The following is a 25,945-nucleotide window of genomic DNA, read 5'->3' as shown; positions in this document are numbered from 1 at the left end:
TTATTCACGGGGTGAACGATCCGGGTGCCGTGTATTCCGTTGTCGAGCAAGGCTTGTGTCAAGGGCTCAACGAGCGCTTGTCGCGGGCTGATTTGAAGGAGGGACGCTATGGTGCGCAATATACGCAGGCGAAGGCTGCAAAGAGCCCGACGACGCGCCAGCGCGATGTGCTGTCCGATCCTGACACGTATTTGTATCAACGTACCGAAATAACTGGAACCACGAAAAGTTTTTTCATTCCGTTCTATTGGGGGGTGCGTGTTGACAACCGGGACATCGCCAAATTGAATAACCCCGGCATCATCAAAAGTCGGGAAGCAGACGATCGCGGCAACCTTATGACGCGTGGCCAGTATCAGGATGTCAACGGAAATCGGCTCGATGCACACTTTGCAAAGGCCGGCGGATTCTTTGCCAACGCAACCAACAACATCCCGCAAATGTACGGTCGAGGTTTCGAGCCGGACTTGAAAACGCGCCTTGTGATGCACAACGCAGTGGCTGGGAACAGCGTGTTTGCGGGCAAAGCGCCTGACCGGCGCTATTTCGTGCTGGCAGCGACGCGACTGGCGAACCTCATCAAGACGATTCGAACGATCCAGCCAAAGGCGCTGGCCTCGGCACACGGCATAGATCCTCAGCATGAAACTATTACCGTGATGGGCCACAGTCAGGGGACGATCATTACCCTGCTGGCACAGGCGATTCTCAAGCAGCAGGGACAGCGCTGCGTCGACTGCATCATCATGGTGGACACGCCGTACAGCCTCTATGCGACGGAAGACGATGGCAATCAGACCGGCCACGGAAAGCTGAAAACCCTGATCGATATCGTCAATGTGGTGACGAGTGAACCACATACCGTTCCTGATCTGGCTGACCTGCTGATCACAGCGGAGTGGTCGGCTGGCCGAACGGGCGCGAACTGGAGCAAGACCTGCGGAAAGCGACTGGACCGGACCGGTAAGAACTGGATTACATTCGACGAGCGCGACAATCGCGGCAAGGTGTATCTGTACTTTTGCCCTGAAGATACTGTGGTCGGCCTCAAGAAAGTGCACGGAATAGGGACGTTTGGCGTACCAGACGAAGTGCCCGCCGACGGAGCTGCCGCCAAACGTGGCAAGACCATGCCAGCCATGACAGCCCTTGCGCCCAAGCGTTTCTTTCAGCGGATGTGGACGCGGATGGAGCGCGATGATAACGGCAAAGGCAAGTTCAAGAAGGTGCTGGTCGGCACATCACCGGCGCGGGTGCCCGTACGCGACCGGTTCGAGCGACTTACACCTGGACCTGATACGGACGGCACCATGTTGGGCACGGTGCTTGAATCGAGCAAGAATGCTGCTCTGCAGGCGTCATTTACTCGCAACGATATCCGCTTTATTAACGGTGAGGAACTGAAGCCGCCGTGCGAACCCGACTTGTACGGTGGCGAAATCAAGAAAGGTGGTCCACGTCCCGGCCACGCCGACGTGGCCGGGATGATGACGCCAGACGATGTCACGAAGGATGTTTCGTTGGGCAATCAATACGCGTCATTCGAATGGATTACCGTCGCGACAACGCGTAATCCGCTGGCTAGCATCGAGTCTTACAAGACTGCTTTCAATCAGGGCAAGGCGATCGACGGTCAGTCGCAGAATTGGCGGGTAGTCCCGGACACATCGGCGACCTCAATGGTCAAGAACGCACTGCTTCCAATCGTTCCGCCTCAGTATCTCATTCAACGAGAGCAGACCCCGAATGAAGCTCGTCAGGACATGCAGCAGAATCCGGCCGCTCGAGAAGCCAATAACTACCATTCAGGCGTGCTACACAGCACGGAGAATCATCGATGGGTGACCGCGATGGACGTCGCGATTGGACAGGCCGTCACGCTCGATGACCCGGTTTGGCGTGAATTGCTGATCCTGATGGCAGACTGGAAGATGAACCTCAATGTGATTAAGAAGATTCAAAACAATGCGAACTTTGGCCGCCTTCCGCCGAAGACGCAAGAATTCATTCTGGCCTGTTCCAACTATTATCTCTCCGGCACCTTCCCGCATGAGTACGTATCCGCGACCATGCCACCGCTGGTAACCAGTGAGCTGACGCCGGCGGCCGTCGCTGCACAGGAGCAGGCTCAGGCGGAATACTACAAGCAGGAGGCGCAGAAGGCCCAGATGATGTACGGGAATAAGACGCTCGGGGAAGTCTTCCAGGGGATACCGCGATGATCGCGAGACCACGAATTTGGCCGTATGCTACCGCGTTCGTGATGGTGGCGATTATCTGGACCATTCTTGTGATGGCGCGACACTACAGTTATTGGCAAACGACCGGGCAGGAGATGCCGCATATGGGAAGTAGTATTCGGAATGGGGGGCTGGTGATCTTGGCGTTGGTCGCTCTGGCGTATGGCGCGAGCGTCGCGTGGCTGCATCGGTCACCGGTGCCGGCCACTGCCGCGTCCGATCGTTCGATTCCGGCTGATCAAGGAAGTGACGCGGTTGTATCGCATGGCTTCAACGGTTCGTCCACGATGCTGTCGCAGACTGGACAGAAGTACGTGCTCGAAGTGCGCGGACTGGGTATCGTGACGGGATGGGAGACCAATCAAGAGATCTGGAAGAAGATCGAGGCCAAGGCAGACAACCACGCAACGTATTTCTCACAAAATCCGGAAGATTATCCGGACAGTGAGGATACGAGGCAGCAAGATCTGGAGATATCGACGGGGACGGGTTTTAAGGCAGGCGCTAGTCGTGCTGTTGAGTATTGGCCAGTACCTGTAATTATTTGGGGGCCGCCCAAGGATAAGCGAAATGCATTTCGAGCTGCGGCAGACATCGCTGGTCTCCGTCAGCAGGCAAGTCTTGGGGTCACGCTATTTTTGTGGCAGGAGGATGCCAATACCGCCGACGGTGCCGGGATGATCGACAAGCTGTTTGCATTCTTCGATGAACACCCGGATGTTCCCGCTGCGCTCGTATTTAGCACAGACGGTTCCTTGACACGTTCGCTACTCGGGGCGCCGGGTAGCGGCAGTGCTCCACGCGCGGGGCACATCATTCCCGAGCTTCCGGATAGTATCGGTGCCATCCTCGTTTCCCGTTCGGATCGGGTCGACAAGCTTATTCGTCCGTACGCCGTCGAGCAGACTGCGCAGATCAATCGAAACAACACTGAATACGACGTCATTAAGTTGTGGAATTTCTTCTGGGAGCAGAATGACGATCACGGCCCCGACAGTTTCACTGCTCACTTCATCGAACAGGCAAAGCAGGCGGGTGTTCAGTATCCGGGTGCGATCGGCGTCATGTCGTCTACGTGGTGGCAGGCGAAATTGCCGGCGTTCTGGAAAACCATCGACAACAAAGGGCCGGGTCAATTCACGCCGACGCCGTATATTCCAGTGCGCTGGACGACGTGGCAGGTCAAGCAATTTGATGATGCACCCTTGCTCGGCTATCTCCATCGTCCGGTAGACGTAAAGCTGACCGACGATCACGGACAACCGCTCAAGACTGCGGCTCAGGCGGCAGCGCTGAAAGTGGGTTGGGAGCAGGCCGTCGCAACGTTGCCCGAAGGGAAGGAGCCGAAGCGCGTGTTTTATGATACGACCGGCGATCGGCTGTGGGCTGTGCCGCTGAATCAGGCGCTCGCGCAAGTAGGTGGGACGGCCCCGAGCCTGAGCGACGTCAAGGATGGTTACGATATCGGCGCACGCATTGGCAACACTGGCGTGAGTTCGCCACTTGTGCAAATCGGCTTGGGGCTAATTGCCGGCTATCAGGATGGTGGAGCGAGTGCGACCGTGAATCGACGCCCCAATGGTACAGCGAGCATCGTCATGGTTAGCCCGCCTGACGCCACGAGTAAAGCGGCGTGGGTTCAGAAGAACAATGGGGCGAATCCGTTTTAGTAACCGCGACTTGACCGGATGTAGTCGTCGCGGCGTTTGATCTTGGGTAACTTAGGAGGGGAGCCGATGCGCGGTGTGATCCGAGTGGGTGACTCGACGGACCGAGGTTGTCAGGTCAAGACTGGTAGCGAACGATCCGTGGTGATGGGGCGCGCAGTTGCTCGGGTCGGCGATCGCTGTATTTGTCAGTCGGGGCTTGGCGAATGCGAAATTCTTGAGGGTGATGAGCATGTTCAGATTGACGGACGGGCGGTTACCTTCGACGGTCACCGGACGTCATGTGGTGCCGTTTTGATTTCATCGATGCCGACATCTGGTCGAATTTAGGCTGCTGTATTGAGGAGGCCATCCGACTCGCGGTGAGCAAAGGAGCTTTGTCGGCAGAGTCGATTGATGATGGTGAGTAGAGAAACAGAATCTGGCATGCAAGGATGCGGAGGTTGAGCGCCGAGGTAGGTCTCGCGTGGATCCGTTGGGCGCTTGCAGATGCAGACCTAGCGGTGGTGTTGGTCAACTGCTTTACCTGCAAAAAATGTGAATAGGTCTCCTATGATTAATCCCTCAGATTTGGAGAGTGCTGGTTCTGGACCTTCATATGGTGCCATCAAACTTGCGATTGCCACCCTCATTGGATTGTGGCTTCCGTGGATTGGGTTCGCGTACTGGTACGTGGAGGTCGGCGGATTTCACAGCGGAATTTTCGTATCGGGCACCATGGAGTTTCTTGGATTCATGCTCGCCACGTGGGTGGTGACGCCACTCTTTACGTTGATTTACATCGTCTATGCGAGACGCTCGGTGCTTCGCAATGCATATGATCAAGCAATGTTTGTCATTGAGTCGTTGGTTCTGGTTGGGATGTGGGCGTTCATAGGAATGCCATTCATCGGGCATTAGATCGAAACGCTGCTTCTTCGCCGACTGCCTCGGTCGGATTCTGGTGGGCTCGATCTCCATCGTGTTTGGAGTTGCTGACGTGGCAGTTTTCAAACGAATTTTAATATTCAGGGATCTGTCTCCTGGGGCGATGCGGCTTCGAACGCGCGCAGATTCGTCACGTAGGTGCGTATGAAACTCAGAAATGGTTGGCTCTTCGTTGGCATCCCTTTGGCGCTCTATTTCCTGATGTGGGAACACGCGGGGCCTTGGGTCTTTCCCCGGCATCTGACGTTACGGGTAGTCGCGGGAGAAGGACACCCTCTATCTGGAGCAGATGTCAAGGTCTACCAAACGACATGGCGGATGCCGTGCATCTCGTCATTCGGATTGTCCGGGGCCTCCTGCAATCAATATGATTCGACTGTCTTCGATGGTACGCTCGATCGACATGGAGAAGCGCGCATCTGGGCGACCACGGCTGTTGCGTTCAACGGTGAGCCCTATATCGTGTGTATCGAAGGCAAAGAGTACGAAGCCGGTTTCGCGGTTGCGGAGTGGCCAACTGACCCCGCCGTCTCAGTCGTAACGTTGGACTACAAGGACATGCAACTTGTTCGCGAGCAGTGCTCGCCTTTCACCAAGAAACAGCCCACGCCGGAGTGGTGGAACGGCTAGTCTCAGCGCTATAGCGGCCGACCGTTCCAGAAATTGCTGGCGGATGTTTCAAGCGTAGCTTTGAGATCAACGCCCTGTTAGATAAGGCGCAGGCACTGCTGCATCATTGGGCGCTGCAAGTTGCTTTGCAACCGAATAGCGGGATCGATCCCGGGAGGCACGAAAGCCCGCATCGAGCAGGCATTTTTGCGTGCTACAAATTTGCTACAGCAAGAGGTAGGAGCCTTGCCGTACAAGCCTTGCGCTTATCATTCCATCCCCTGAACTACGGGGGGCGGATAGGAATCGCCGGGATCGTCGGAAGCATCGCGTATCGACTGCTGACCGCTTCCAAACCTTGTCCCGCCGAGCTTTGCGATTTTAACGAATTCGCGTGAGATGCGGTGCCACTGAGCACGAAGTGCGTACGTCCCGCTTCGACCGGTCGATTGCCGTTCCCGGTCGTGCGATTCGGATGACTCAGCAACCTTCGCCGGCTCGATCACGCTCGAATCCGGCCTCGAGTCCGCCGATCGGAGAGGGCAGCGAGGGCAGAGTATAGCAAAGACGTTCCGAGCGAAGATCGTCATCGATAACGTTGCTGCGTGGCCGCCGCGTGAGGCGACGCGCAAGTCGTCCGCGTCGCGCGTGCCGCCGCAGTCTCCGGCATATCGCTCGGCTCATGCCGTTGCCGTTGCCGACGCCGCACAAGCCCGTTGCCGGGCGCATTGGCGGTAGGCCGGCCGCCGCGCACCGCCTTGCCGCGTGAATCAGAACTCCACGACGACGAAATCTTCCTTGCCGACGTCGCACAGCGGGCAGCGCCAGTTGTCCGGAATGTCGGCGAAGCGGGTGCCGGCCGCGATGCCTTCATCCGGCAAACCGTCCTCTTCGTTATAGATCCAGCCGCAAATCAGACAGACCCAGCTCTTGTATTCGACCACTTCGCTCATGTTGCACTCTTGAAGAACCGTTGCATTCGACGTCGCCTGATCGCGCGAACGCGGCGCATCGGGCGGCGAAAGGCGCAATGGTACCGGATTTGTCGCGCGCGGCCGTCGGAGCGCGGCGCGGACCGGGCGCGCCCGCTTCCCGTTCGCGCGCGGCGCGAGCCCGGCCGCAGACCATGCGGCGCGCGTCGCCCGCGCGCCCGAGCCGGCCCCAAACAGCCGGCCCCAAACCCGCGACGCGCCCGCCGGTCGCGGTGTATCCTTCGATGGCCTTTCAACCCAAAAGGAGAGAGCGATGCTCAACAACAAATGGCTGGCCGGCGCGTTCACCGCGGCCGCGCTGTTCGCGTCCGCCTCGGCGCACGCGGAAGCGAGGGTGTTTTTCGTCGAGCCGACCGACGGTGCGGCCGTCACGAATCCCGTCCACGTGAAATTCGGTCTCGAAGGCGACATCGTGCTTCGGCCCGCGGGCGACATGACGCCTCACACCGGCCACCATCATCTGCTGATCGACGGCAAGCCGGTACCGAGAGGCGAGGTGATCCCGGTCAGCGATCACTCGTTGCACTTCGGCAAGCCCCAGACCGAGACCGACGTGCGGCTGCCGCCCGGCCAGCACACGCTGACGATGCAGTTCGGCGACGGCGCGCACCGCTCGTACGGTCCCGAAATGAGCCAGACGATCACGGTCAACGTCAAGTAAGATAAGCCGTTCGGCCGTCCGGGATGCGAGGGCCGCGCCCGGTCCTCGCAGCCACCGGCGCCGACGGTCGCGTCGCGCGGCCCACAGCGCTAGGCCGTTGTGCCATGTCGGCGCGGCGCGCCGCCCCCGGTACAATGTGCGCTTCCGATTCTTCTCCGCCGTCTTCCCCATGTCGCTTTATTCCATTACCGGCGCGCAACTCGCGTTCGGTCACGTTGCGCTGCTCGATCACGCGGACTTCTCGCTCGAAGCCGGCGAACGCGTCGGGCTCATCGGCCGCAACGGCGCCGGCAAGTCGTCGCTGCTCAAGATCGTCGCCGACCTCGCGAGGCCCGACGACGGGCTCGTCACGCGACAGCAGAGCCTCGTGACGGTCTACGTGCCGCAGGAGCCCGAATTCGAAGCCGGGCAGACGGTGTTCGACGCGGTTGCGTCGGGGCTGACCGAGACGCGCACGCTCCTCGCCGAGTACGACGAGATCGCGCATCGGCTCGCGGACACGCCCGAAGGCGCGGAGCACGACGCATTGCTTGCGCGGATGAACGCGCTGCAATCGTCACTCGATGCGACGGATGCATGGAGCTGGCGCACGCGGGTCGCGACGACGCTCGCGCAAATCGGGCTCGACGGCGACACGCGGGTCGATGCGCTGTCGGGCGGGATGCAGAAGCGCGCGGCGCTCGCGCGCGCGCTCGTCGTGCAGCCAGACGTGCTGCTCCTCGACGAGCCGACCAACCACCTCGACTTCGACGGCATCCGCTGGCTGGAGGAACTGCTCGTCACGCAGCGCGCGGGCCTGTTGTTCATCACGCACGACCGTGCGTTCCTCGATCGCGTCGCGACGCGCATCGTCGAGCTCGACCGTGGCCGCCTGCTGTCGTATCCGGGCAACTTCTCCGCGTATCAGACTCGCAAGGCGCAGCAGCTCGAAGTCGAGCGCGTCGAGAACGAGAAGTTCGACAAACTGCTCGCGCAGGAAGAAGTCTGGATCCGCAAGGGCGTCGAGGCGCGGCGCACCCGCAGCGTCGGCCGCGTCGCGCGGCTCGAGCAGATGCGCCGCGAGCGCGCGGAGCGCCGCAACGCGCAGGGCAACGTGAAGCTCGACGTCGCGCAGGGCGAGAAGTCGGGCAAGATCGTCGCGGAGCTGACCGACGTGACGAAGCGCTACGGCGACCGCACGGTCGTCGACCGCTTCTCGACGACCGTGATGCGCGGCGACAAGATCGGTTTCGTCGGCCCGAACGGCGCCGGCAAGACGACGCTGCTCAAGCTGATCCTGGGCGAGCTTTCGCCCGACGCGGGCACGGTGCGCATCGGCACGAACCTGCAGGTCGCGTACTTCGACCAGATGCGCGCGCAGCTCGACCAGGAAAAGAGCCTGTCGGACACGATCAGCCCCGGCAGCGAGTGGGTCGAGATTGGCGGCGTGCGCAAGCACGTGATGAGCTATCTCGGCGATTTCCTGTTCGCGCCGGAACGCGCGCGTTCGCCCGTCAAGTCGCTGTCGGGCGGCGAGCGCAATCGTCTCCTGCTCGCGCGTCTCTTTGCGCGCCCGGCGAACGTGCTCGTGCTCGACGAGCCGACCAACGACCTCGACATCCCGACGCTCGAGCTGCTCGAAGAGCTGCTGACCGACTACGACGGCACGGTGCTGCTCGTCAGCCACGACCGCGCGTTCCTCGACAACGTCGTCACGTCGGTGATCGCGTCGGAAGGCAACGGGCAGTGGCGCGAATACGTCGGCGGCTTCACCGACTGGCAGATCCAGCGCGACCGCGCGCAGCGGATCGCCGACGAGGACGCGGCGAAGCGCGCTGCGAAGGAGCCTGCGAGCGCGAAGGACGACGCGCCGAAGAGCGCGGCGGGCCGCAACGCGCAGCGCACGGTCAAGCTGTCGTTCAACGAGCAGCGCGAGCTCGACGCGCTGCCGGAACAGATCGCCGGGCTCGAGGCCGAGCAGAAGGCGATCGGCGCGCAGCTCGAAGACGGCTCGATCTTCTCGAAGGACCCGCAGGAGGGCGCGCGCCTCACCGAGCGCTTCGCCGCGCTCGACGACGAACTGCTCGCGGCGCTCGAGCGCTGGGAGGCGCTCGAAGCGAAACGTAAGCCTTCATGAGTTCGCCGTTGCGGAACCAGTAAAATACGCCGCGTTCCGGGTGGGGCTCGCGCCGCCGTCGCGCGCGGCGCGCCGCCCGCTTTCGAAGCAATCCAAGCACGCTATTGTTTCGATTCGGATTTTTATCGAATTCAACGTTTTGTCCACGATGTTATCCACACGAGTTGGGGATAACGTCAAGGTGAATGACGAACCTGAGCTTCTATGTCTACGAAAAAGCCCGCAGCGGCGTATAGCGAAGCATCGATCAAGGTGCTGAAGGGCCTCGAGCCCGTCAAGCAGCGGCCCGGCATGTACACGCGCACCGAGAATCCGCTGCACATCATCCAGGAAGTGATCGACAATGCGTCCGACGAGGCGCTGGGCGGTTACGGCAAGCAGATCACGGTCACGCTGCATCCCGACCAGTCGGTGTCCGTCGAGGACGACGGGCGGGGCATCCCGTTCGGGCTGCATCCGGAAGAAAAGGTGCCCGTCGTCGAGATCGTGTTCACGCGGCTGCACGCGGGCGGCAAGTTCGACAAGGCCAAGGGCGGCGCGTATACGTTCTCGGGCGGTCTGCACGGCGTCGGCGTGTCGGTGACGAACGCGCTCGCGACGCGGCTCGACGTGACCGTCTGGCGCGACGGCAGGATCGCGCAACTCGGCTTTGCCGATGGCGACGTCGTCAAGCCGCTCGCGACGCAAGCGGCCGGCCGCGGCGAGAAGAAATCCGGCACACGCGTGACCGTGTGGCCGAATCCGAAATACTTCGATTCGCCGAACCTGCCGCTCGGCGAGTTGCAGCGGCTGTTGCGCTCGAAGGCGGTGCTGCTGCCGGGCGTCGAAGTCGTGCTCGCCAACGAGAAGACGGGCGAGCGCCAGAGCTGGCGGTACGAAGACGGCCTGCGCGGCTATCTGCTCGAAGGGATGAACGGCAGCGAGCTGCTGATTCCGCTCTTCGAGGGCGAGCGCTTCGCCGATTCGCGTTCCGGCGACGATACGTTCGCCGAGGGCGAGGGCGCGTCGTGGGTCGTCGCGTGGAGCGAGGAAGGCTCGCTCGTGCGCGAGTCGTACGTGAACCTGATTCCGACGCCCGCGGGCGGCACGCACGAATCCGGTTTGCGCGACGGTCTCTATCAGGCGGTGAAGAGCTTCGTCGAACTGCACAACCTGCAGCCGAAGGGCGTGAAGCTGCTCGCCGAGGACGTGTTCGCGCGTGTGTCGTTCGTGCTGTCGGCGAAGGTGCTCGATCCGCAGTTCCAGGGGCAGATCAAGGAGCGCCTGAACAGCCGCGACGCGGTGAAGCTCGTGTCGTCGTTCACGCGTCCCGCGCTCGAGCTGTGGCTCAACCAGCACGTCGAGCACGGCAAGAAGCTCGCCGAGCTCGTGATCAAGCAGGCGCAGGCGCGCACGCGCGCGGGCCAGAAGGTCGAGAAGAAGAAGAGCTCCGGCGTCGCGGTGCTGCCCGGCAAGCTGACCGATTGCGAAACCGAGGACATCGCGCGCAACGAGCTTTTTCTCGTCGAGGGTGATTCGGCGGGCGGCTCCGCGAAGATGGGCCGCGACAAGGAATACCAGGCGATCCTGCCGCTGCGCGGCAAGGTGCTCAACACGTGGGAGACCGAGCGCGATCGCCTGTTCGCGAACAACGAGGTGCACGACATCTCGGTCGCGATCGGCGTCGATCCGCACAGCCCGGACGAAAGCGTCGATCTGTCGAATCTGCGCTACGGCAAGATCTGCATCCTGTCGGACGCGGACGTCGACGGCGCGCACATCCAGGTGCTCCTGCTCACGCTCTTCTTCAAGCATTTTCCGCAGTTGATCGAGCGCGGCCATGTGTTCGTCGCGCGGCCGCCGCTCTTTCGCGTCGACGCGCCCGCGCGTGGCAAGAAGCCCGCGCAGAAGCTCTATGCGCTCGACGAAGGCGAGCTCGAGGCGATCCTCGACAAGCTGCGCAAGGACGGCGTGCGCGAAACGCAATGGAGCATCAGCCGCTTCAAGGGCTTGGGCGAAATGAGCGCCGAGCAGCTGTGGGACACGACGATGAATCCCGACACGCGGCGTCTGATGCCGATCGCGCTCGGCGACCTCGATTTCGAGGCGACCGTCGAGCGGATGACGATGCTGATGGGCAAGGGCGAGGCCGCCGCGCGCCGCAACTGGCTCGAGGAAAAGGGCAACGAAGTCGAAGCGGATATCTGAGCGAGGCTGGGCGCGCGCCCGGCTTCGCACGCATCGCATATACGGACACGAAATCTAGATGGACGACAACACTCCCGATCTTTTTGCCGAGCCGGCCGCGCCCGAGGGCGATTCGCTGACGCTCGGCCGCTATGCGGAGAGCGCGTATCTCAGCTATGCAGTGAGCGTCGTGAAGGGGCGCGCGCTGCCCGACGTCTGCGACGGCCAGAAGCCCGTGCAGCGGCGGATCCTCTTCGCGATGAACGAGATGGGCCTCGGCAACAATGCGAAGCCCGTGAAGTCCGCGCGCGTCGTCGGCGACGTGCTCGGCAAGTACCATCCGCACGGCGACCAGTCCGCGTACGACGCGCTCGTGCGTCTCGCGCAGGACTTCTCGATGCGCTATCCGCTGATCGACGGCCAGGGCAACTTCGGCTCGCGCGACGGCGACGGCGCGGCGGCGATGCGCTACACCGAAGCGCGCCTGACGCCGATCGCGCAGCTCCTCCTCGACGAGATCGGCGAGGGCACGGTCGATTTCATGCCGAACTACGACGGCTCGTTCGACGAGCCGAAGCTGTTGCCGGGGCGGCTGCCGTTCGTGCTGCTGAACGGCGCGTCGGGGATCGCGGTCGGTCTCGCGACCGAGATCCCGTCGCACAACCTGCGTGAAGTCGCGGCGGCCGCGGTCGCGCTGATCCGCAATCCGAAGCTGCCGCACGCGGAACTGATGCAGTTCGTGCCGGGGCCGGATTTCCCGGGCGGCGGCCAGATCATCTCGAGCGATGCGGAGATTTCGGCCGCGTACGAAACCGGCCGCGGCAGCCTGAAGGTGCGCGCGCGCTGGAAGATCGAGGATCTCGCGCGCGGCCAGTGGCAGCTCGTCGTCACCGAGCTGCCGCCGAACACGTCGGGCCAGAAGGTGCTCGAGGAAATCGAGGAGCTGACGAACCCGAAGCTCAAGGCGGGCAAGAAGACGCTCACGCAGGAGCAGATCAACACGAAGAAGACGATGCTCGACCTGCTCGACGCGGTGCGCGACGAGTCGGGCAAGGACGCGCCCGTGCGGCTCGTGTTCGAGCCGAAGACGCGCGCGATCGACCAGAACGATTTCGTCAATTCGCTGCTTGCGCACACGAGCCTCGAATCGAATGCGCCGCTCAACCTCGTGATGATCGGCGAGGACGGCCGGCCCGCGCAGAAGGGGCTCGCGTCGATCCTCGGCGAGTGGGTGCGGTTTCGCCAGGGCACGGTCACGCGGCGCTGCCGCCACCGGCTCGGCAAGGTGAACGACCGGATCCACATCCTCGAAGGGCGGATGATCGTTTTCCTGAACATCGACGAGGTGATCCGCATCATCCGCGAGTCCGACGAGCCGAAGCAGGCGCTCATCGGCGCGTTCGGCCTGACCGAGCGGCAGGCCGAGGACATTCTCGAGATTCGTCTGCGCCAGTTGGCGCGGCTCGAAAAGATCAAGATCGAGAAGGAGCTCGAGGAACTGCGTGCGGAGAAGGCGAAGCTCGAAGAGCTGCTCGCGAACGAAAGCGCGATGAAGCGGCTGATGATCAAGGAGATCGAAGCCGACGCGAAGCAGTTCGGCGACGAGCGCCGCACGCTGATCCAACAGGAGAAGCGCGCGACGTTCGAGGCGAAGGTCGTCGACGAGCCGGTGACGGTCGTCGTGTCGCAGAAGGGCTGGGTGCGCGCGCTGAAGGGCCACGGGCTCGACCCGGCGAGCTTCTCGTTCAAGGCGGGCGATGGCCTGTACGCAGCGTTCCAGTGCCGCACGCCCGACATGCTGATCGCGTGGGGCAGCACGGGCCGCGTGTATTCGGTGTCCGTCCAGGTGCTGCCGGGCGGACGCGGCGACGGCGTGCCCGTCACGTCGCTGATCGAGCTCGAGTCGGGCTCGCATCTGCTGCATTACTTCGCGGCGCCGGCCGAGCAGCCGCTGTTGCTTGCGTCGAGCAACGGCTTCGGCTTCGTCGCGAAGGTGGGCGACATGGTGAGCCGCGTGAAGGCGGGCAAGTCGTTCATGACGATCGATACGGGCGTAGCGGGCGGCGCGGCGCCGCTCGCGCCGATGCCGGTGCTGCCGGATGCGTCGCAGGTCGCGTGCCTGTCGAGCGGCGGGCGTCTGCTCGTGTTCGGCATCGACGAGATGAAGACGCTCGGCGGCGGCGGGCGCGGCGTGATCCTGATGGCGCTCGATCCGAAGGAGACGCTCGTGCAGGCGCTCGCGATCGACGCGGCGGGCGTCGTGCTGACGGGCACGGGCCGCGGCGGCAAGGCGCAGGAAGAAACGCTCGCGGGGCGCGCGCTCGAGCCGCACGTCGGCAAGCGGGCGCGCAAGGGGCGCGCGCCGGATACGAAGCTGAAGGTGAGCGGGCTGCGTCCGGTGCTCGGCTGACGGGGCGCGTCGTCGTCGGTCCGGCTGGGGCCTCACGCGTGCCGACGCGCGGGGCCTCGGCGGCGAGGCCGCACGAAAGCGGCGCGTGGGATGCACGGTCGTGCCGATCACCGACTTGCGTCGTTCGTAATCCTTCGCTGACGAAACGCTCCGCGATGCGTCACGCGGCCGACAGGCAAACGCGCCGCCGGCACACGGATCGCGCGCGGCATCGCAACGCCGGTAGACAAACAGACAAACAATCGACAAACAAAACGCCGGCGCGCAGCCCGACTAGAGCGGGACGCCCAAAAAAGCACAACCCGCGCACATTCCGCTGAACCGCCGCGCGCCGCGGCTGTCGAATGCGCTCATCGTCTCGCGCGCCGTGCGTCCGCGCTGCGCGCCGGTCATCTGAAAACTAGAAAGGATCCCCGCATGTCTCACGCTATCACCGTCGCCTTGTTTCTCCATCTTCTGGCGGTTGCGGTGTGGGTCGGCGGCATGGTGTTCGCGAACTTCTGTCTGCGTCCCGCGCTGTCCGATCTGTCGCCGCAGTTGCGCCTGCCGCTCGTCGAAGCCGTGTTTGGCCGCTTTTTCAACTGGGTCGCGGGCGCGGTGATCGTGATCCTGCTCACGGGCGGCTTCCTGCTCACGCAATTCGGCGGCGCGCACGCGACGTGGCCGCTGCACGCGATGGCGGGGCTCGGCGTCGTGATGATGCTGATCTTCGGCCATATCCGCTTCGCGCTGTTCCCGCGCATCCGTCGCGCGGTGCAAGCGCAGAACTGGCCGGACGGCGCGCGCGCCGTCAATGCGGTGCGCCTTCTCGTGGTCGTCAATCTCGTGCTCGGCGTCGTGACGATCGGCGCCTCCGTGCTGTCGCGCGGTTTCTGATGTTTCCGTCGGCGCACACGCCGTGCGCCGACTTCTCCGATGCGCGCGCGTCACGCCGCGAGCATCGTCTCCAGCAGCCATGAGCCGGCCGGCCCGAGCGGCCGGTCGCGCGACCACACCGCATCCACCGGCACGCGCCGCGGCCAGCCGCGCGCATTGAGCTCGACGAGCCGCTCGCGCGCGAAGTGCTCGACCATCCAGCGCGGCAGCTCCGCCCAGCCGAAGCCCGCCACCGCCATTTCCAACAGCAGCAGATAGCTCGGCGCCGACCAGCAGCGCCGCCCGGCGACGAGCCCCGTTTCGATCCGCTCGCCGTGCGGCGCGACGTAGGTATTGAGGCGCAGCTCGCGCGCGTCGTGCAGCGCGGCGAGCGGCACTTCGGCATCGCCGTATGCGGCGAACGGATGCCGCAGGCCGACGTAGAGCCCGATCTCCGAACGTTCGGCGATGGTCGCCGCGCCGATGTCGGGCGGGTAGGTGCTGCGCGCCGCCATCAGCCCGAGTTGCGCGCGGCCTTGCTGGATCAGGTCGAGTACATCGTCGTGCTCGGCGATCTGGCATTCGAACTCGAGCGTCGGAAAGCGGCGGTCGAGCTCCGCGAGCGCCTCCTCGTATCGGCTCGATTGATAGGTGTCCGACACGACGAGCGTGAGCCGCGCCTCCTCGCCGCCCGCCAGACGCGCGGCGACCTGATCGATCGCCTCGCTCGCCTCGAGCACGCGCTGGACTTCGGGCAAGAGCGCGCGGGCGGCATCGGTCAGCGTCGGCTGGCGCGTCGAGCGGTCGAACAGCGCGACGCCCAGGTCGATCTCGAGGTTCGCGATCGCCTCGCTGATCGTCGACTGCCGCTTGCCGAGCTTGCGCGCGGCAGCCGAGAACGAGCCGAGGTTGGCCGCCTCGGCGAACGCGAGCAGTGCTTCGGGAGAATGGCGCATCGCGGGCGCTCCTTCTTTATATCGGAAAAACCGATAATAACAAACTGGATGATTACGGTTAATCCGATGAAAATGGCGTTATCTCATTCACTGATGGAGCTTTTCATGCAGATGCAAATGGCTAAGCACGTCCCGAGGAAGACGCTGACCGAGCGCCTCGTGCACGCGCTTACGTTCGAAGTGACCGCGATCGCGATCTGCGCGCCGTTCGTCAGCTGGCTGCTCGGCCTGTCGCTCGTCCACGTCGGCGCATTGACGGCCGCGGTGTCGGTGATCGCGATGGTGTGGAACATCACGTTCAACGCGCTCTTCGAGCGGATCGAGCGTCGCTATCGGTTGAAGCGTACGCTCGCGGTGCGCGCGGCTCACGCGATCGTGTTCGAACTTGGCCTCGTCGCGATGGCGCTGCCGCTCGCCGCGTGGTGGCTCGAAATCAGCCTCCTCGAGGCGCTGTTGCTCGACTTCGGCATCCTGCTGTTCTTTCTGCCGTACACGTTTCTGTTCAACCTCGGCTACGACCGTCTGCGTGCGCGCTGGATCGCGCAAAGGGTGGCGGCCTGACGATGAACGCAATCCGAATCTCTCTCGATGATCCTTTTCGAAAGCCGGCATGACGCCGGCTTTTTCTTGGGTGCGCACGGCAGGCAGGGCGCACCTACTCGGAGGTGAAAGTCCTCTATTGATGGTACATGGGGGGCGCGAGGTCGTTCGCTACCTTGCCGACAAAGATGATCGGTTCTCGGGCTGGCTTCGCCGTCTCCTGATGCGGCGGCACAAGAACATCGCCGTCGTGGCAGTCGCGAACCACAATGCCCGGATCGTCTGGGCATTGCTGACACGAGGCAGTGCGTTCCGATCGGATTACGCGTCGTCTGGCGTCGTCGTGTAATCCGATCGGTTTGATAAGAACAGTTCCCCCAGAGGTTGCTCAGGCAGTCACGACGTGATGACAAGATAGGTTGGACCGGGATCGGAAAACTCTGCCCTCCCACAGGCGCTTCGAGCGCGAGGTGGTGATTAGAGTCCGATCAGCAGATTCCATCAGGGACAGAGGCAGCGTAACGCGCCTCGCAACAGTCCGGATGTATGGCCGCAATCTCAATCATCGAGCCGTCATCAACGAAGGCCTGGCAAAACGGGGGCATCCACGTATGTCGGAGGGGGCGGGCCGCGAGGCTTGCCCCTAGCCAAATCGGCGACGGCGAGGCGCGATGCGATGGGCGATGCTGCGTGCGAAGCCTGCCGCGCATGTGCTGCTTGTCGTCCGACGGCGCTTGATTACATGTCACGAGCGGGAGCGAGATCGCAGTGCCGATCCAAGCAGCGTTCGAGCGGCGACGATCAATCAGCGACGATCGAACCCGGCATCCGCATTCGCCTTCGACCTGCCGCCGCCACGCTCGAATATCGCAAGCACGCGCGACATCGGCCACGTCGACCGCCGGCCGTGCGTCGCGCGCCGTCGTCAGTCCTTGCCGACCATCTTCTCCGGCCGCACCCATTCGTCGAACTGCGCTTCGGTCACGTAGCCGAGCGCGAGCGCGGCGGCCTTGAGCGTCGTGCCTTCCTTGTGAGCCTTCTTCGCGATCTGTGCGGCCTTGTCGTAGCCGATGTGCGGATTGAGCGCCGTCACGAGCATCAGCGATTCGTTCAGAAGCGCGTCGATGCGCGGGCGATTCGGCTCGATGCCGACCGCGCAGTGATCGTTGAAGCTCTGCGCGCCGTCCGCCAGCAGCCGCACCGATTGCAGCACGTTGTGCGCGATCATCGGCCGGAACACGTTCAGCTCGAAATTGCCGCTCGCGCCGCCGAAGTTCACCGCGACATCGTTGCCGAACACCTGGCAGCACAGCATCGTCACCGCTTCGGACTGGGTCGGATTGACCTTGCCCGGCATGATCGAGCTGCCCGGCTCGTTCTCCGGGATCGACAGCTCGCCGAGCCCGCAGCGCGGGCCGCTCGCGAGCCAGCGGATGTCGTTGGCGATCTTCATCAGGCTCGCGGCGACGGTCTTCAACGCGCCGTGCGCGAACACGAGCGCGTCGGCCGCGGCCATCACTTCGAACTTGTTCGGCGCGCTGACGAACGGCAGCCCGGTGAGCCGGCCGATTTCGGCCGCGACGCCCGCGGCGAACCGCGGATGCGCGTTGAGCCCCGTGCCGACTGCCGTGCCGCCTTGCGCGAGCTCGTACAGATGCGGCAGCGCCGCTTCGGCGTGGCGGATCGCCTGATCGAGCTGCGCGACGTAGCCGGAGAACTCCTGGCCGAGCGTGAGCGGCGTCGCGTCCTGCAGGTGCGTTCGGCCGATCTTCACGATGTCCGCGAACGCGGTCGCCTTCGCGTCGAGCGTCGTGCGCAGCGTGCGCAGCGCGGGCAGCAGATGCGAAACGATCGCGCGCGCGGCGGCGATGTGCATCGCGGTCGGGAATACGTCGTTCGACGACTGGCCGCGATTGACGTCGTCGTTCGGATGCACCTTGCGGCTCTCGCCGCGTTCGCCGCCGAGCAGCTCGCTCGCGCGATTCGCGATCACTTCGTTCAGGTTCATGTTCGTCTGCGTGCCCGAACCCGTTTGCCAGACCGCGAGCGGAAATTCGTCGGGATGCCGGCCCGCGATGATTTCGTCGGCGGCGGCGATGATCGCGCTCGCCTTGTCTTGCGCGAGCACGCCGAGCTCGAGATTGACGGCGGCCGCCGCGCGCTTGATCAGCGCGAGCGCGTGAATCAGCTCGGGCGATTGCTTCTCGGTCGAGATCTTGAAGTTCTGCAGCGAGCGCTGCGTTTGCGCGCCCCATAGCCGGGCCGCCGGTACTGCGATTTCACCGAACGTGTCGCGTTCCATCCGTACTGCTTCGCTCATGATTGCTCCTTCGGAAGAGGGGGCGCCGCGTGGGCGCGACGCAATGCGCATGCGGGGACGGGGCCGTTCTCGCGACGGCGTCCTTAGATCGCAAAGCATAGCGCTGCGCGCGATTTCGTGCCGCGTCGCGCGTCATCGGCGGTCGATGCGTGGGGAAATCCGGGGAGCGCGGGGCGGTGCGCACGAGCGTCGCGACGTTCGCCATTGCGTGACGGACGCAAGCCGCGGCGCGTGCGGCGGAGGGTAGGCACGGTCGCGCCGCATGGCGCGGCACCAAGGGACGAACTTGACGCCCGGTGACGTCCACCGACTTTTCGACGCATACGCAATCCATCGTCACGACTCGATTCGATGGCGACGACGGGCGCGGGGCGCGCGTCGGTTTATCCGCGACGCGATGGCGTGCGATCGTCCCGCAACGTCCGACGAAACCGGCACACGACGGGACGGCTCGCCGCTTCGAACGACCGCTTGCGCGGTCCGTTGTCGTCGTGTTCGCCCACGCCGACGCCGAAGCGCGAACTTCAGACGCTCAAGCGCCCGCACGCGCGCCGAGTGCCGCGCTCTTCCGATGGAACCGCCACGTCATCAGCGCCGCGACGCTCGCAAGCCCGGCCGCGAGCCCCCACCACAGCCCGCGCGCGCCGAGGCCCGCGTGGAACGCGAACCAGTAGCCGGTCGGAAAGCCGATGCCCCAATAGCCGAGCGTCGCGGCGAGCATCGGCACGCGCGTGTCTTTCAGGCCGCGCAGGCAGCCGGAGCCGACCGTCTGCATCCCGTCGACGATCTGGAACACGGCGGCGATCCCGAGCAGCGACGTCGCGAGCGCGACCGTGTGCGCGTTCGCGGGATCGTCGAGCTTCAGATAGAGACCGACGATCGCATGCGGCGCGACGATCAGCGCGAGCCCCGACAGCGACATGAACGCGATGCCGAGCCCGAGCGCGACGAAGCCCGCGTGCCGCGCGGCGACGGGCGCGCCGGCACCCGCCCAGTAGCCGACGCGCACGTTCGCCGCCTGACCGATCGCGAGCGGCACCATGAACGCGACCGACGCGACGTTGAGCGCGATCTGGTGCGCGGCGAGCGACGACTCGCCGAGCACGCCGACCGTCAAGCCGGTCGCGAGGAAGAGCGTCGACTCGACGCCGTACGTGATCGCGACCGGCCAGCCGATGCCGAACAGCTCGCCCATCAGCGGCAGCCGCGGCCGCGTGGCGGCGACGAAGTGCTTGAACGTCGGCCGTCCGTGCAGCAGCGCGACGAGCGTGAGCGCGGTGAGCCAGATCGTGATCGACGTCGCGGTCGCGGAGCCGAGGAAGCCGAGCCGCGGCAGCCCGAATGCGCCGTGAATGAGGCCGTAGTTGAGGAACGCGTTGATGCCGACGCCCGCGAGCGACACCCACAGCAGCCGCTTTGCGGCGCCGATCGCGGGCAGGAACGAGCGCATCAGCCCGACGCCGATCAGGCTGCCGGGCGCCGCGAAGCGCAGCACGGCCGCGTATTCGCCGACGTTGCGCGCGAGCGTCGCAGGCTCGCCGAACGCGCGCAGTAGCGGTTCCGCGAACGACAGCAGCACGAACGCCGGAAGCGCGAGCAGCAGCGACAGTGCGAAGCCCGTCCAGTAGATGTGCGGCACGCGATGCTCGGCCTTCGCGCCGCGCGCGTGCGCGACGCTCACGCTGACCGACGTCAGCACGCCTTGCAGCAGCGTGACGACGACGAAGAACAGATTCGCGCCGAGGCCGCCCGCCGCGAGCGCGTCGGGGCCGAGCGAGCCGAGCAGTACGGTGTCGGTGACGCTCATCGCCATTTGCGAGAGTTGCGCGATCGCGAGCGGCGCGGCGAGGCGCGCCGTATCGGCGGCATGACGGGACAGGGTGGGAGACGGCGCGGCGGCCGCTCGCGTGAAACCGGTAGGCGACATGGGACGCGTTCGCACGGGCGGCCTGCCCGCGCATTGCTTATTTTTGTGAAACGATCAGCTTACGAGTTTCCGTGCGCGTTGTCGATGAGGCTCGCCGATGGCCTTACGGCCGACAGGGGCTCGCTACGGCGCGTCGTGCACGGCGATGCGCGTGTCGCCGAACAGTACGACCTGGCCCGCGCGGATCTTGCAGGTCTTGCGCAGCTCGACCGCGCCGTCGACCGTCACGGCGCCCGATGCGACGAGCATCTTCGCCGAGCCGCCGCTGTCCGCGAGTCCGGTGAGCTTGAGCAGATTATGCAGTTCGACGAATTCGCCGGTCAGCGTGAAATCCAGATTGGGCATGGCAATGAAAACGGGAAAAGAGAGCGCGCCGCTCGACGGCGGCATCGCATCATAAGCGAAGCGCGGCGCCCGCGGTGTAAGGTCGGCGTCAAATGTTTTCGGGGTTTCGCGCGTGCGAAGCCGTCGCATGTAAGCGAGTGTGTCGAACTCGTCAGCAATTGAAACGGTGGGTAACAGTTGTCGAGAACGGCGAACCGCGAACGAAATCGGCCGGTCTGTACACGGACTCGCTGCATGTTGCGGCGGGCCCATAGCGGCGACCTTCGAAGGTGAGCCGTTCCAACGACTTTGTTGAGGAGAATTGCGATGTCCAAGATTCGTGCAATGCTGATCGGTGCCGCGGTGGCGGCGATGGCGACGACCGCTTTCGCGCAGACGGCTGGCGTGGAGACGCAAGGTTCGGTCGGCGGCTCGGCCGGCGTGCTCGGCCAGCAGGCAGGCGCAAGCGCACAGCTGAACGCGGGCGGCAACGTGGCTGCATCGCCGGAAGCGGCGGCGAACGCCGCCAAGCATTCGGCGAAGAAGCACGTGAAGCACGCGAAAGCCAAGGCCAAGGCGAAGGCTGACGAAGCGGCCGAAGTCGGCGCCGATGCGAAGACGAAGGCGAGCGGCATGGCCGACGACGCGACGGGCACGGCGGGCAACGTCGTCAATGGCACGACGAGCGCAGCGGGCAACGTCGTGAACGGCGCGACGAGCGCGGCCGGCAATGCGGTCGGCGGCGTTGCGGGTGCGGCGGGCGGTCTCGCGAAGGGCGTCGCGGGCGGTGCGAACGGCTCGCTGTCCGTCAACGGCGGCGTGAAGGCCGGCGCGAGCCAGTAAGCAAGCGCCGTCGGCTGGCGCGCGGGCGGTTCGCCCCGGAAGGCCCGCCTGACCGCCAAGCATTGACCGATGGACGACGGCCCGGACCGCATGATGCGGTCCGGGCCGTTTCCTTTGTCCGGTTCGTTTTCGTTTCGTGCACGCGAATCTGCGCGACTCGGCGAGCGCGCCGCGCGCTATGGGCGGCGCCGGCCCGGTGGCTGCGACGCACTCTGTGCGCCGCGCGCGGGCGCCGCGACCATGAACACGCTGCGCAGCCATGCGGCGATCCGCGTGAAGACGTCGTACGGCTCCTCGACGAAGATCTCGGGCTTCAGCAGCCGCAGGTATTCCATGATCTGCTGCGCTTCCTGCTTCTGGAACGAGCCGTGCGCGATGCCGAGCCTGAGCAGTCCGCGCAGTTCGCCGAGCTTTTCGCGCGCGACGCTGCCGACGCTCATCTCGCACGCGAGCTTCGCTTCGTACACGCGTTGCCGCAGCGATTCGGCGAGCCGCCACGCGGGCGTCTGCATCCGCTCCTCGAGCGTCTGAATGTCGGTGACGGCCGCCTTGATCTGTGCGGCGAGCGGATCGACGAGCGCCGCGTCGCCCTGCGCGCCGGACACGACGGCGGCCGCCCAGTCGCGGCATGCTTTCGCGAGCTCGTCAGGCGTCCATTCGGAACGCGACGCGACGCCGAAGCCGAATTCGCCCGCCTGCCGGATCAGGATCGCGAGGACGTCCGGAAACTCCTTGTCGAGGGTGCGCTTCGCCCACGCATATTGACCGCCTTGCAGCAGCCGCTGCACCGCGTGCTCGGTAAGCGGCACCATGCTGTCGAGCAGCTTCGCGCGCAGGAAATCCTCGAACGAAGGTGTGACGAATTGCGGATCGAGCTTGAGCGACACGCGCACGAACGCGTCGAAGTCTTTGCGCAAGGAAGCGACGGTGTCGTCTTTCAGGGTGAGAGTGATCTGGCCCATGTCTATCTCGATGCTCGATGCCGGTCGGTTTGACCGGCGCTTTCGCCCGCGCAGCGCCGACGTGGGCAGGCCGCGTGTCGGCGCTGCGGATCGGCCGGCGGGCGGGCCGTCGGTCGTCGCGCCGCATCGGTGGACCGGATCGCGTCGCCGGGCGCAGGGCTTCATCCTCTTAACGGCTGCCCGCGCGAGAACTTGAGGCCTGTGTGCGCGATGTCGCGCCCGGCGATGGAGAGGGGCTCAGCCGGGCAGCCAGCCGTGCGGCAGCACGATTTCCTGCCAGAAGAAGAACACCGCGAGACCGGCAGCGATCGTGACGAGCGGCCGGCGCGTCGCGGCGGACACGAGCGCCGCGCCGACGCCGCCGACGAGTTGGGGATTGCGCCAGGTCAGCTCCGCGTCGCCGCCGTGCGGCGCGATCGTCATCGGCACGACGATCGCGGTCAGCACCGTCACCGGCACGAAGCGCAGCGCGGCGAGCAAAAGCGGCGGGAAGACGAGGCGGTCGCCGAACAGGAACAGCGTCGTGCGGATCGCGTACGTGAGCGCCGCCATGCCGACGATCAGCAGCGCGTAGCTCATGCGGCCTCCGCGCGCCGGCGAGCACGCTGGCCGTTCAGCCAGGTCAGCGCGACGCCGATCGCGACACCCGCCGCGACGGCCGCGAGCAGCCCGAGTTTGTAAGGCCACGCGCGGCAGAAGAACGCGACGGCGCCGGCCGTCGCGGCGGCGGCGAGGTAGCGCAGCGCGGCAAGTTGCGGCACGACGATCGCGATGAACGTCGCCGCCATCGCGAAGTCGAGACCGAGCGACTGCAGGCGCGGGAACGCGGCGCCGAACAGCAGGCCCGCGATCGTCCAGATCTGCCAGTTCACGTACATCGCGACGCCCGAACCGAAGAAGTGATACGGCCCCGTCGCGCCGGGCTCGGCATGGCGGTAATGCGCGTACGCGACGGCGAACACCTCGTCCGTCATCAGCGCGCCGAGCGCCGCCCGCCAGCGCAGCGGCAGGTGCGCGACGTATGGCGCGAGCGTCGCGCTATAGAGCAGATGACGCAGGTTGACGACGAACGTCGTCGCGAGCACGACGGCGTAGCTCGCGCCGCCCGCGATCAGGCCGAGCGCGATGAACTGCGCGGAGCCGGCGAACAGCGCGAGCGACATCAGCTCGCCGTGCCACTGCGCGAGCGGGCCGGTCGTGACGAGCGTGCCGAAGATCACGCCGAAGGGGGCGGCGCCCATCATCATCGGGATAGTGTCGCGCACGCCGGCGGCGAATTCGCCGAGCCGGCCAGGCGGGGAATGGGTGGGGCGGGACTGGGACAAGACGGCTACCTCCTATACGGGGGAGGATAGTCGGGCCGGCCGCGCGCCCGCTTGTACGTTCTTGCTTCGCCGCTGCGTGCCTGCCGTTACCGCGCGATGGCGCTACGACGGCTGCCAGCGGCCGGGCGGCACGCCGAACATCCGTTTGAAATGGCGGGTGAAGTGGCTTTGATCGGTGAAGCCGCACGCGGCGGCGACGTCGGCGACGCTCGCGCCGGCGCGCAGCGGCGCGAGCGAGCGCTGCAGGCGTAACTGGTTGCGCCACGCGTGCGGCGGCATGCCGGTCGCGCGCGAGAACAGGCGCGCTGCATGAAACGGCGACAGTCCGGCCGCTCGTGCGACGTCCGACAGCGTCACGGTTTCGGACAGATCGGCGGCGAGCCGCTCGCGCATCGCATCGACGCACCGATGGTCGGCCGCCACGTCGCGCGGCGTGCTGCGATTGCCCGCATGGCGGGCGATCAGCGTCGAGTAGGCGTCGAGCATCGCGGTTTCGGCCGACAGCGGATCGCCGTCCGGCGAGATCGCGCCCCACGGCGGACCGCCCGCGACGTGCGAAGCCGAAGCGCCGCCGCCGGCCGGCGCAAGGTCTGCTCCAAGCCACGCGCGATTCGCACGATCGGCCGCCGCGTGCGGCGCCGTCGTGCCGCTTGCCTCCATCAGCCGGTGCGCGACGACGAGCCGCGCGGCAAGATCCGCGTCGTGGATGACGTCGAGCCTGAACCAAGGCGCGGACTGCGGCTTGCCGGCGATTTCGTCGGCGAGCGCGCGGATGAAGTCGACGGGCACGTAGCTCACGCGATAGCGCCAACCGTCTTCGGCTGCGCGCGAGCCGGTATGGATTTCGCCCGGATTGATGACGGGGATCGAGCCCGTGTCGGCGACGTAGGCGCCGCCGCGGCACGTGTAGCGCTCGGCGCCCGCCTCGATGACAGGAATCGTGTAGGCGTCGTGCCAGTGCGGCGCGAACGCGTGGTCGCGATAGGTCGCCGTGACGAAATCCGCATCCGCCAGCAGCGGCGTGCGCCAGTAGCGGACATGCTCGCGCGGGTATTCGGGGCGCATGACGGCGGCGGACGGTCGGCCGAAGCGGGCGCGCCCGTTATCTGACCGGAATCGGCGTGTCGGCCGGCACGGGCACTGCGGTCACGCTGTTCTTCGGGCTGCCCGTCGCAATCCGGTCGCTGTAGGTCAGATAGACGAGCGTGTTGCGCTTCTTATCGACGACGCGCACGACGTGCAGCGTCTTGAAGACGAACGACATCCGCTCGCTGAACACGTCGGTTTGCTGCCTGAGCGGCTCGGTGAAGCGGATCGGGCCGACCTGCCGGCACGCGATCGACGCCTCGGTCGGATCTTCGGCGAGGCCGAGGGTGCCCTTGATGCCGCCGGTGCGGGCGCGCGACACGTAGCAGGTGACGCCGTTGACGAGCGGGTCGTCGTACGCCTCGACGACGACGCGGTCGGAACCCGTCAGGCGGAAATTGGTGTTGACGCTCGCGATTTCCTCGCCGCGCGCGGCCGACGAGGCGATCGAGAAGAGGGCGGCGCAGGTCGCGAGGACAGCGAAGTCACGGTTTTTCATCGGCGGCGAATCTGGGGACGTGGCGAGAAGCAGAGCACGACTCTAGCATGCCGGGGCCGGCGCGACGGTGCGCGGCGCGACGAAAAACCCGGAAGAGAAAAGCAAAAAGGCCCGTCGCGAACGACGGGCCTTCGAAGCTGGCTCCCCGACCTGGGCTCGAACCAGGGACCTACGGATTAACAGTCCGGCGCTCTACCGACTGAGCTATCGGGGAATAAGACGATTCGGCATGCTTGACGCCCGGGACAGCAAAATGATGGCGGCCATGAAAAAGCCCGTATGCAACGGGCCTTTGCAATTCTTGGCTCCCCGACCTGGGCTCGAACCAGGGACCTACGGATTAACAGTCCGGCGCTCTACCGACTGAGCTATCGGGGAACAAACAGCAGAGAGATGAAATTCTATGAGGCGCTTGCCGATCTGTCAATACCTTTGAGACATACTGTCGCGAGCAAATGAATTGTCCGGGTCTGTAGCACGTAATCTGTCCGGTTTTTGGGTGCGGCATGAAGCCAGCCGT

At 65.0% G+C, this 25,945-nt stretch carries 22 protein-coding genes and 2 tRNA genes; 12 read left to right on the top strand and 12 right to left on the bottom strand.

All coding sequences use genetic code 11. From position 1 onward, the window contains the following. The 5 genes from WS69_RS01385 to WS69_RS01370 form a co-directional block, all read left to right on the top strand. Nucleotides 1–2,222: DUF3274 domain-containing protein (locus WS69_RS01385; protein WP_059469056.1), on the top strand; the 2,222-nt coding region annotated here is incomplete at its 5' end. Further along, nucleotides 2,219–3,910 carry a type VI lipase adapter Tla3 domain-containing protein gene (locus tag WS69_RS01380; protein ID WP_059469052.1) on the top strand — a complete coding sequence of 564 codons (1,692 nt, stop codon included), beginning with the start codon at nucleotides 2,219–2,221 and terminating at the stop codon, nucleotides 3,908–3,910. The genes WS69_RS01385 and WS69_RS01380, both read left to right, overlap by 4 nt. Nucleotides 3,911–3,976: 66 nt before the next feature. Continuing rightward, nucleotides 3,977–4,237: a PAAR domain-containing protein gene (locus tag WS69_RS29785; RefSeq protein WP_082715872.1), complete on the top strand. Its 261-nt coding sequence runs from the start codon at nucleotides 3,977–3,979 to the stop codon at nucleotides 4,235–4,237. 222 nt (nucleotides 4,238–4,459) lie between these two features. After that, on the top strand, nucleotides 4,460–4,807 hold the full coding sequence (locus WS69_RS01375; protein WP_156437891.1) for a hypothetical protein: 348 nt from the start codon (nucleotides 4,460–4,462) through the stop codon (nucleotides 4,805–4,807). 171 nt (nucleotides 4,808–4,978) lie between these two features. Further along, nucleotides 4,979–5,464 carry a hypothetical protein gene (locus WS69_RS01370; RefSeq protein ID WP_059469050.1) on the top strand — a complete coding sequence of 162 codons (486 nt, stop codon included), beginning with the start codon at nucleotides 4,979–4,981 and terminating at the stop codon, nucleotides 5,462–5,464. Nucleotides 5,465–6,213: 749 nt separating this feature from the next. Here WS69_RS01370 and WS69_RS01365 read toward each other — a convergent pair. Then, a complete protein-coding gene (locus tag WS69_RS01365; protein WP_059469055.1) occupies nucleotides 6,214–6,396 on the bottom strand; it encodes a rubredoxin in 183 nt (60 codons plus the stop codon). 292 nt (nucleotides 6,397–6,688) lie between these two features. Between WS69_RS01365 and WS69_RS01360 the strand changes: the two genes are divergently transcribed. From WS69_RS01360 to WS69_RS01340, 5 genes are all read left to right on the top strand, one after another. Then, on the top strand, nucleotides 6,689–7,096 hold the full coding sequence (locus tag WS69_RS01360) for a DUF4399 domain-containing protein (protein WP_059469049.1): 408 nt from the start codon (nucleotides 6,689–6,691) through the stop codon (nucleotides 7,094–7,096). Nucleotides 7,097–7,265: 169 nt separating this feature from the next. Further along, entirely contained in the window at nucleotides 7,266–9,212 is a 1,947-nt protein-coding gene (locus tag WS69_RS01355; protein ID WP_059469048.1) for an ATP-binding cassette domain-containing protein, read from the top strand. 204 nt (nucleotides 9,213–9,416) lie between these two features. Further along, entirely contained in the window at nucleotides 9,417–11,399 is a 1,983-nt protein-coding gene (gene parE, locus WS69_RS01350; protein WP_059469047.1) for a DNA topoisomerase IV subunit B, read from the top strand. Between the two features lie 58 nt (nucleotides 11,400–11,457). Beyond that, entirely contained in the window at nucleotides 11,458–13,788 is a 2,331-nt protein-coding gene (gene parC, locus WS69_RS01345) for a DNA topoisomerase IV subunit A (RefSeq protein ID WP_059469046.1), read from the top strand. 417 nt (nucleotides 13,789–14,205) lie between these two features. Continuing rightward, complete coding sequence (locus WS69_RS01340; RefSeq protein WP_059469045.1) at nucleotides 14,206–14,664, top strand: CopD family protein; 459 nt, start codon at nucleotides 14,206–14,208, stop codon at nucleotides 14,662–14,664. A 50-nt stretch (nucleotides 14,665–14,714) separates the two neighbouring features. Here WS69_RS01340 and WS69_RS01335 read toward each other — a convergent pair whose 3' ends face one another. After that, complete coding sequence (locus tag WS69_RS01335; protein WP_059469044.1) at nucleotides 14,715–15,599, bottom strand: LysR family transcriptional regulator; 885 nt, start codon at nucleotides 15,597–15,599, stop codon at nucleotides 14,715–14,717. Nucleotides 15,600–15,704: 105 nt separating this feature from the next. Between WS69_RS01335 and WS69_RS01330 the strand changes: the two genes are divergently transcribed. Next, a complete protein-coding gene (locus WS69_RS01330) occupies nucleotides 15,705–16,160 on the top strand; it encodes a multidrug/biocide efflux PACE transporter (RefSeq protein ID WP_059469054.1) in 456 nt (151 codons plus the stop codon). 904 nt (nucleotides 16,161–17,064) lie between these two features. Here WS69_RS01330 and fumC read toward each other — a convergent pair. From fumC to WS69_RS01315, 3 genes are all read right to left on the bottom strand, one after another. After that, nucleotides 17,065–18,459, bottom strand: coding sequence for a class II fumarate hydratase (fumC, locus tag WS69_RS01325; RefSeq protein WP_059469043.1), 1,395 nt, complete (start codon nucleotides 18,457–18,459; stop codon nucleotides 17,065–17,067). A 532-nt stretch (nucleotides 18,460–18,991) separates the two neighbouring features. After that, a complete protein-coding gene (locus WS69_RS01320; protein WP_059469042.1) occupies nucleotides 18,992–20,386 on the bottom strand; it encodes an MATE family efflux transporter in 1,395 nt (464 codons plus the stop codon). 123 nt (nucleotides 20,387–20,509) lie between these two features. Further along, nucleotides 20,510–20,731, bottom strand: coding sequence for an RNA-binding S4 domain-containing protein (locus tag WS69_RS01315; protein WP_059469053.1), 222 nt, complete (start codon nucleotides 20,729–20,731; stop codon nucleotides 20,510–20,512). Between the two features lie 306 nt (nucleotides 20,732–21,037). Here WS69_RS01315 and WS69_RS01310 point away from each other — a divergent pair, with 306 nt between their 5' ends. After that, nucleotides 21,038–21,553: a hypothetical protein gene (locus tag WS69_RS01310; RefSeq protein ID WP_059469041.1), complete on the top strand. Its 516-nt coding sequence runs from the start codon at nucleotides 21,038–21,040 to the stop codon at nucleotides 21,551–21,553. A 176-nt stretch (nucleotides 21,554–21,729) separates the two neighbouring features. Here the strand turns inward: WS69_RS01310 and WS69_RS01305 are convergent, their stop codons facing one another. From WS69_RS01305 to WS69_RS01275, 7 genes are all read right to left on the bottom strand, one after another. After that, nucleotides 21,730–22,515 (bottom strand): DUF4088 family protein, encoded by a 786-nt coding sequence (locus WS69_RS01305; RefSeq protein WP_059469040.1) that lies wholly within the window; start codon nucleotides 22,513–22,515, stop codon nucleotides 21,730–21,732. A gap of 237 nt (nucleotides 22,516–22,752) precedes the next feature. Beyond that, complete coding sequence (locus tag WS69_RS01300; protein WP_059469039.1) at nucleotides 22,753–23,094, bottom strand: AzlD domain-containing protein; 342 nt, start codon at nucleotides 23,092–23,094, stop codon at nucleotides 22,753–22,755. After that, a complete protein-coding gene (locus WS69_RS01295) occupies nucleotides 23,091–23,759 on the bottom strand; it encodes an AzlC family ABC transporter permease (RefSeq protein ID WP_418230149.1) in 669 nt (222 codons plus the stop codon). The genes WS69_RS01300 and WS69_RS01295 overlap by 4 nt, the downstream gene beginning before the upstream one ends. Nucleotides 23,760–23,942: 183 nt before the next feature. Then, nucleotides 23,943–24,905, bottom strand: coding sequence for an AraC family transcriptional regulator (locus WS69_RS01290; protein ID WP_059469037.1), 963 nt, complete (start codon nucleotides 24,903–24,905; stop codon nucleotides 23,943–23,945). A 37-nt stretch (nucleotides 24,906–24,942) separates the two neighbouring features. Continuing rightward, on the bottom strand, nucleotides 24,943–25,425 hold the full coding sequence (locus WS69_RS01285; protein WP_059469036.1) for a CreA family protein: 483 nt from the start codon (nucleotides 25,423–25,425) through the stop codon (nucleotides 24,943–24,945). 138 nt (nucleotides 25,426–25,563) lie between these two features. Further along, nucleotides 25,564–25,639 (bottom strand) — tRNA-Asn (locus WS69_RS01280). Nucleotides 25,640–25,727: 88 nt separating this feature from the next. Continuing rightward, nucleotides 25,728–25,803 (bottom strand) — tRNA-Asn (locus WS69_RS01275). Between the last annotated feature and the right edge of the window lie 142 nt (nucleotides 25,804–25,945).

The organism is Burkholderia sp. BDU5, assembly GCF_001522845.1.
Taxonomy (GTDB): Bacteria; Pseudomonadota; Gammaproteobacteria; order Burkholderiales; family Burkholderiaceae; genus Burkholderia; species Burkholderia mayonis.
The sequence above is the reverse complement of the archived record's forward strand: the minus strand, read 5'-3'. Positions and strand labels throughout refer to the sequence as shown.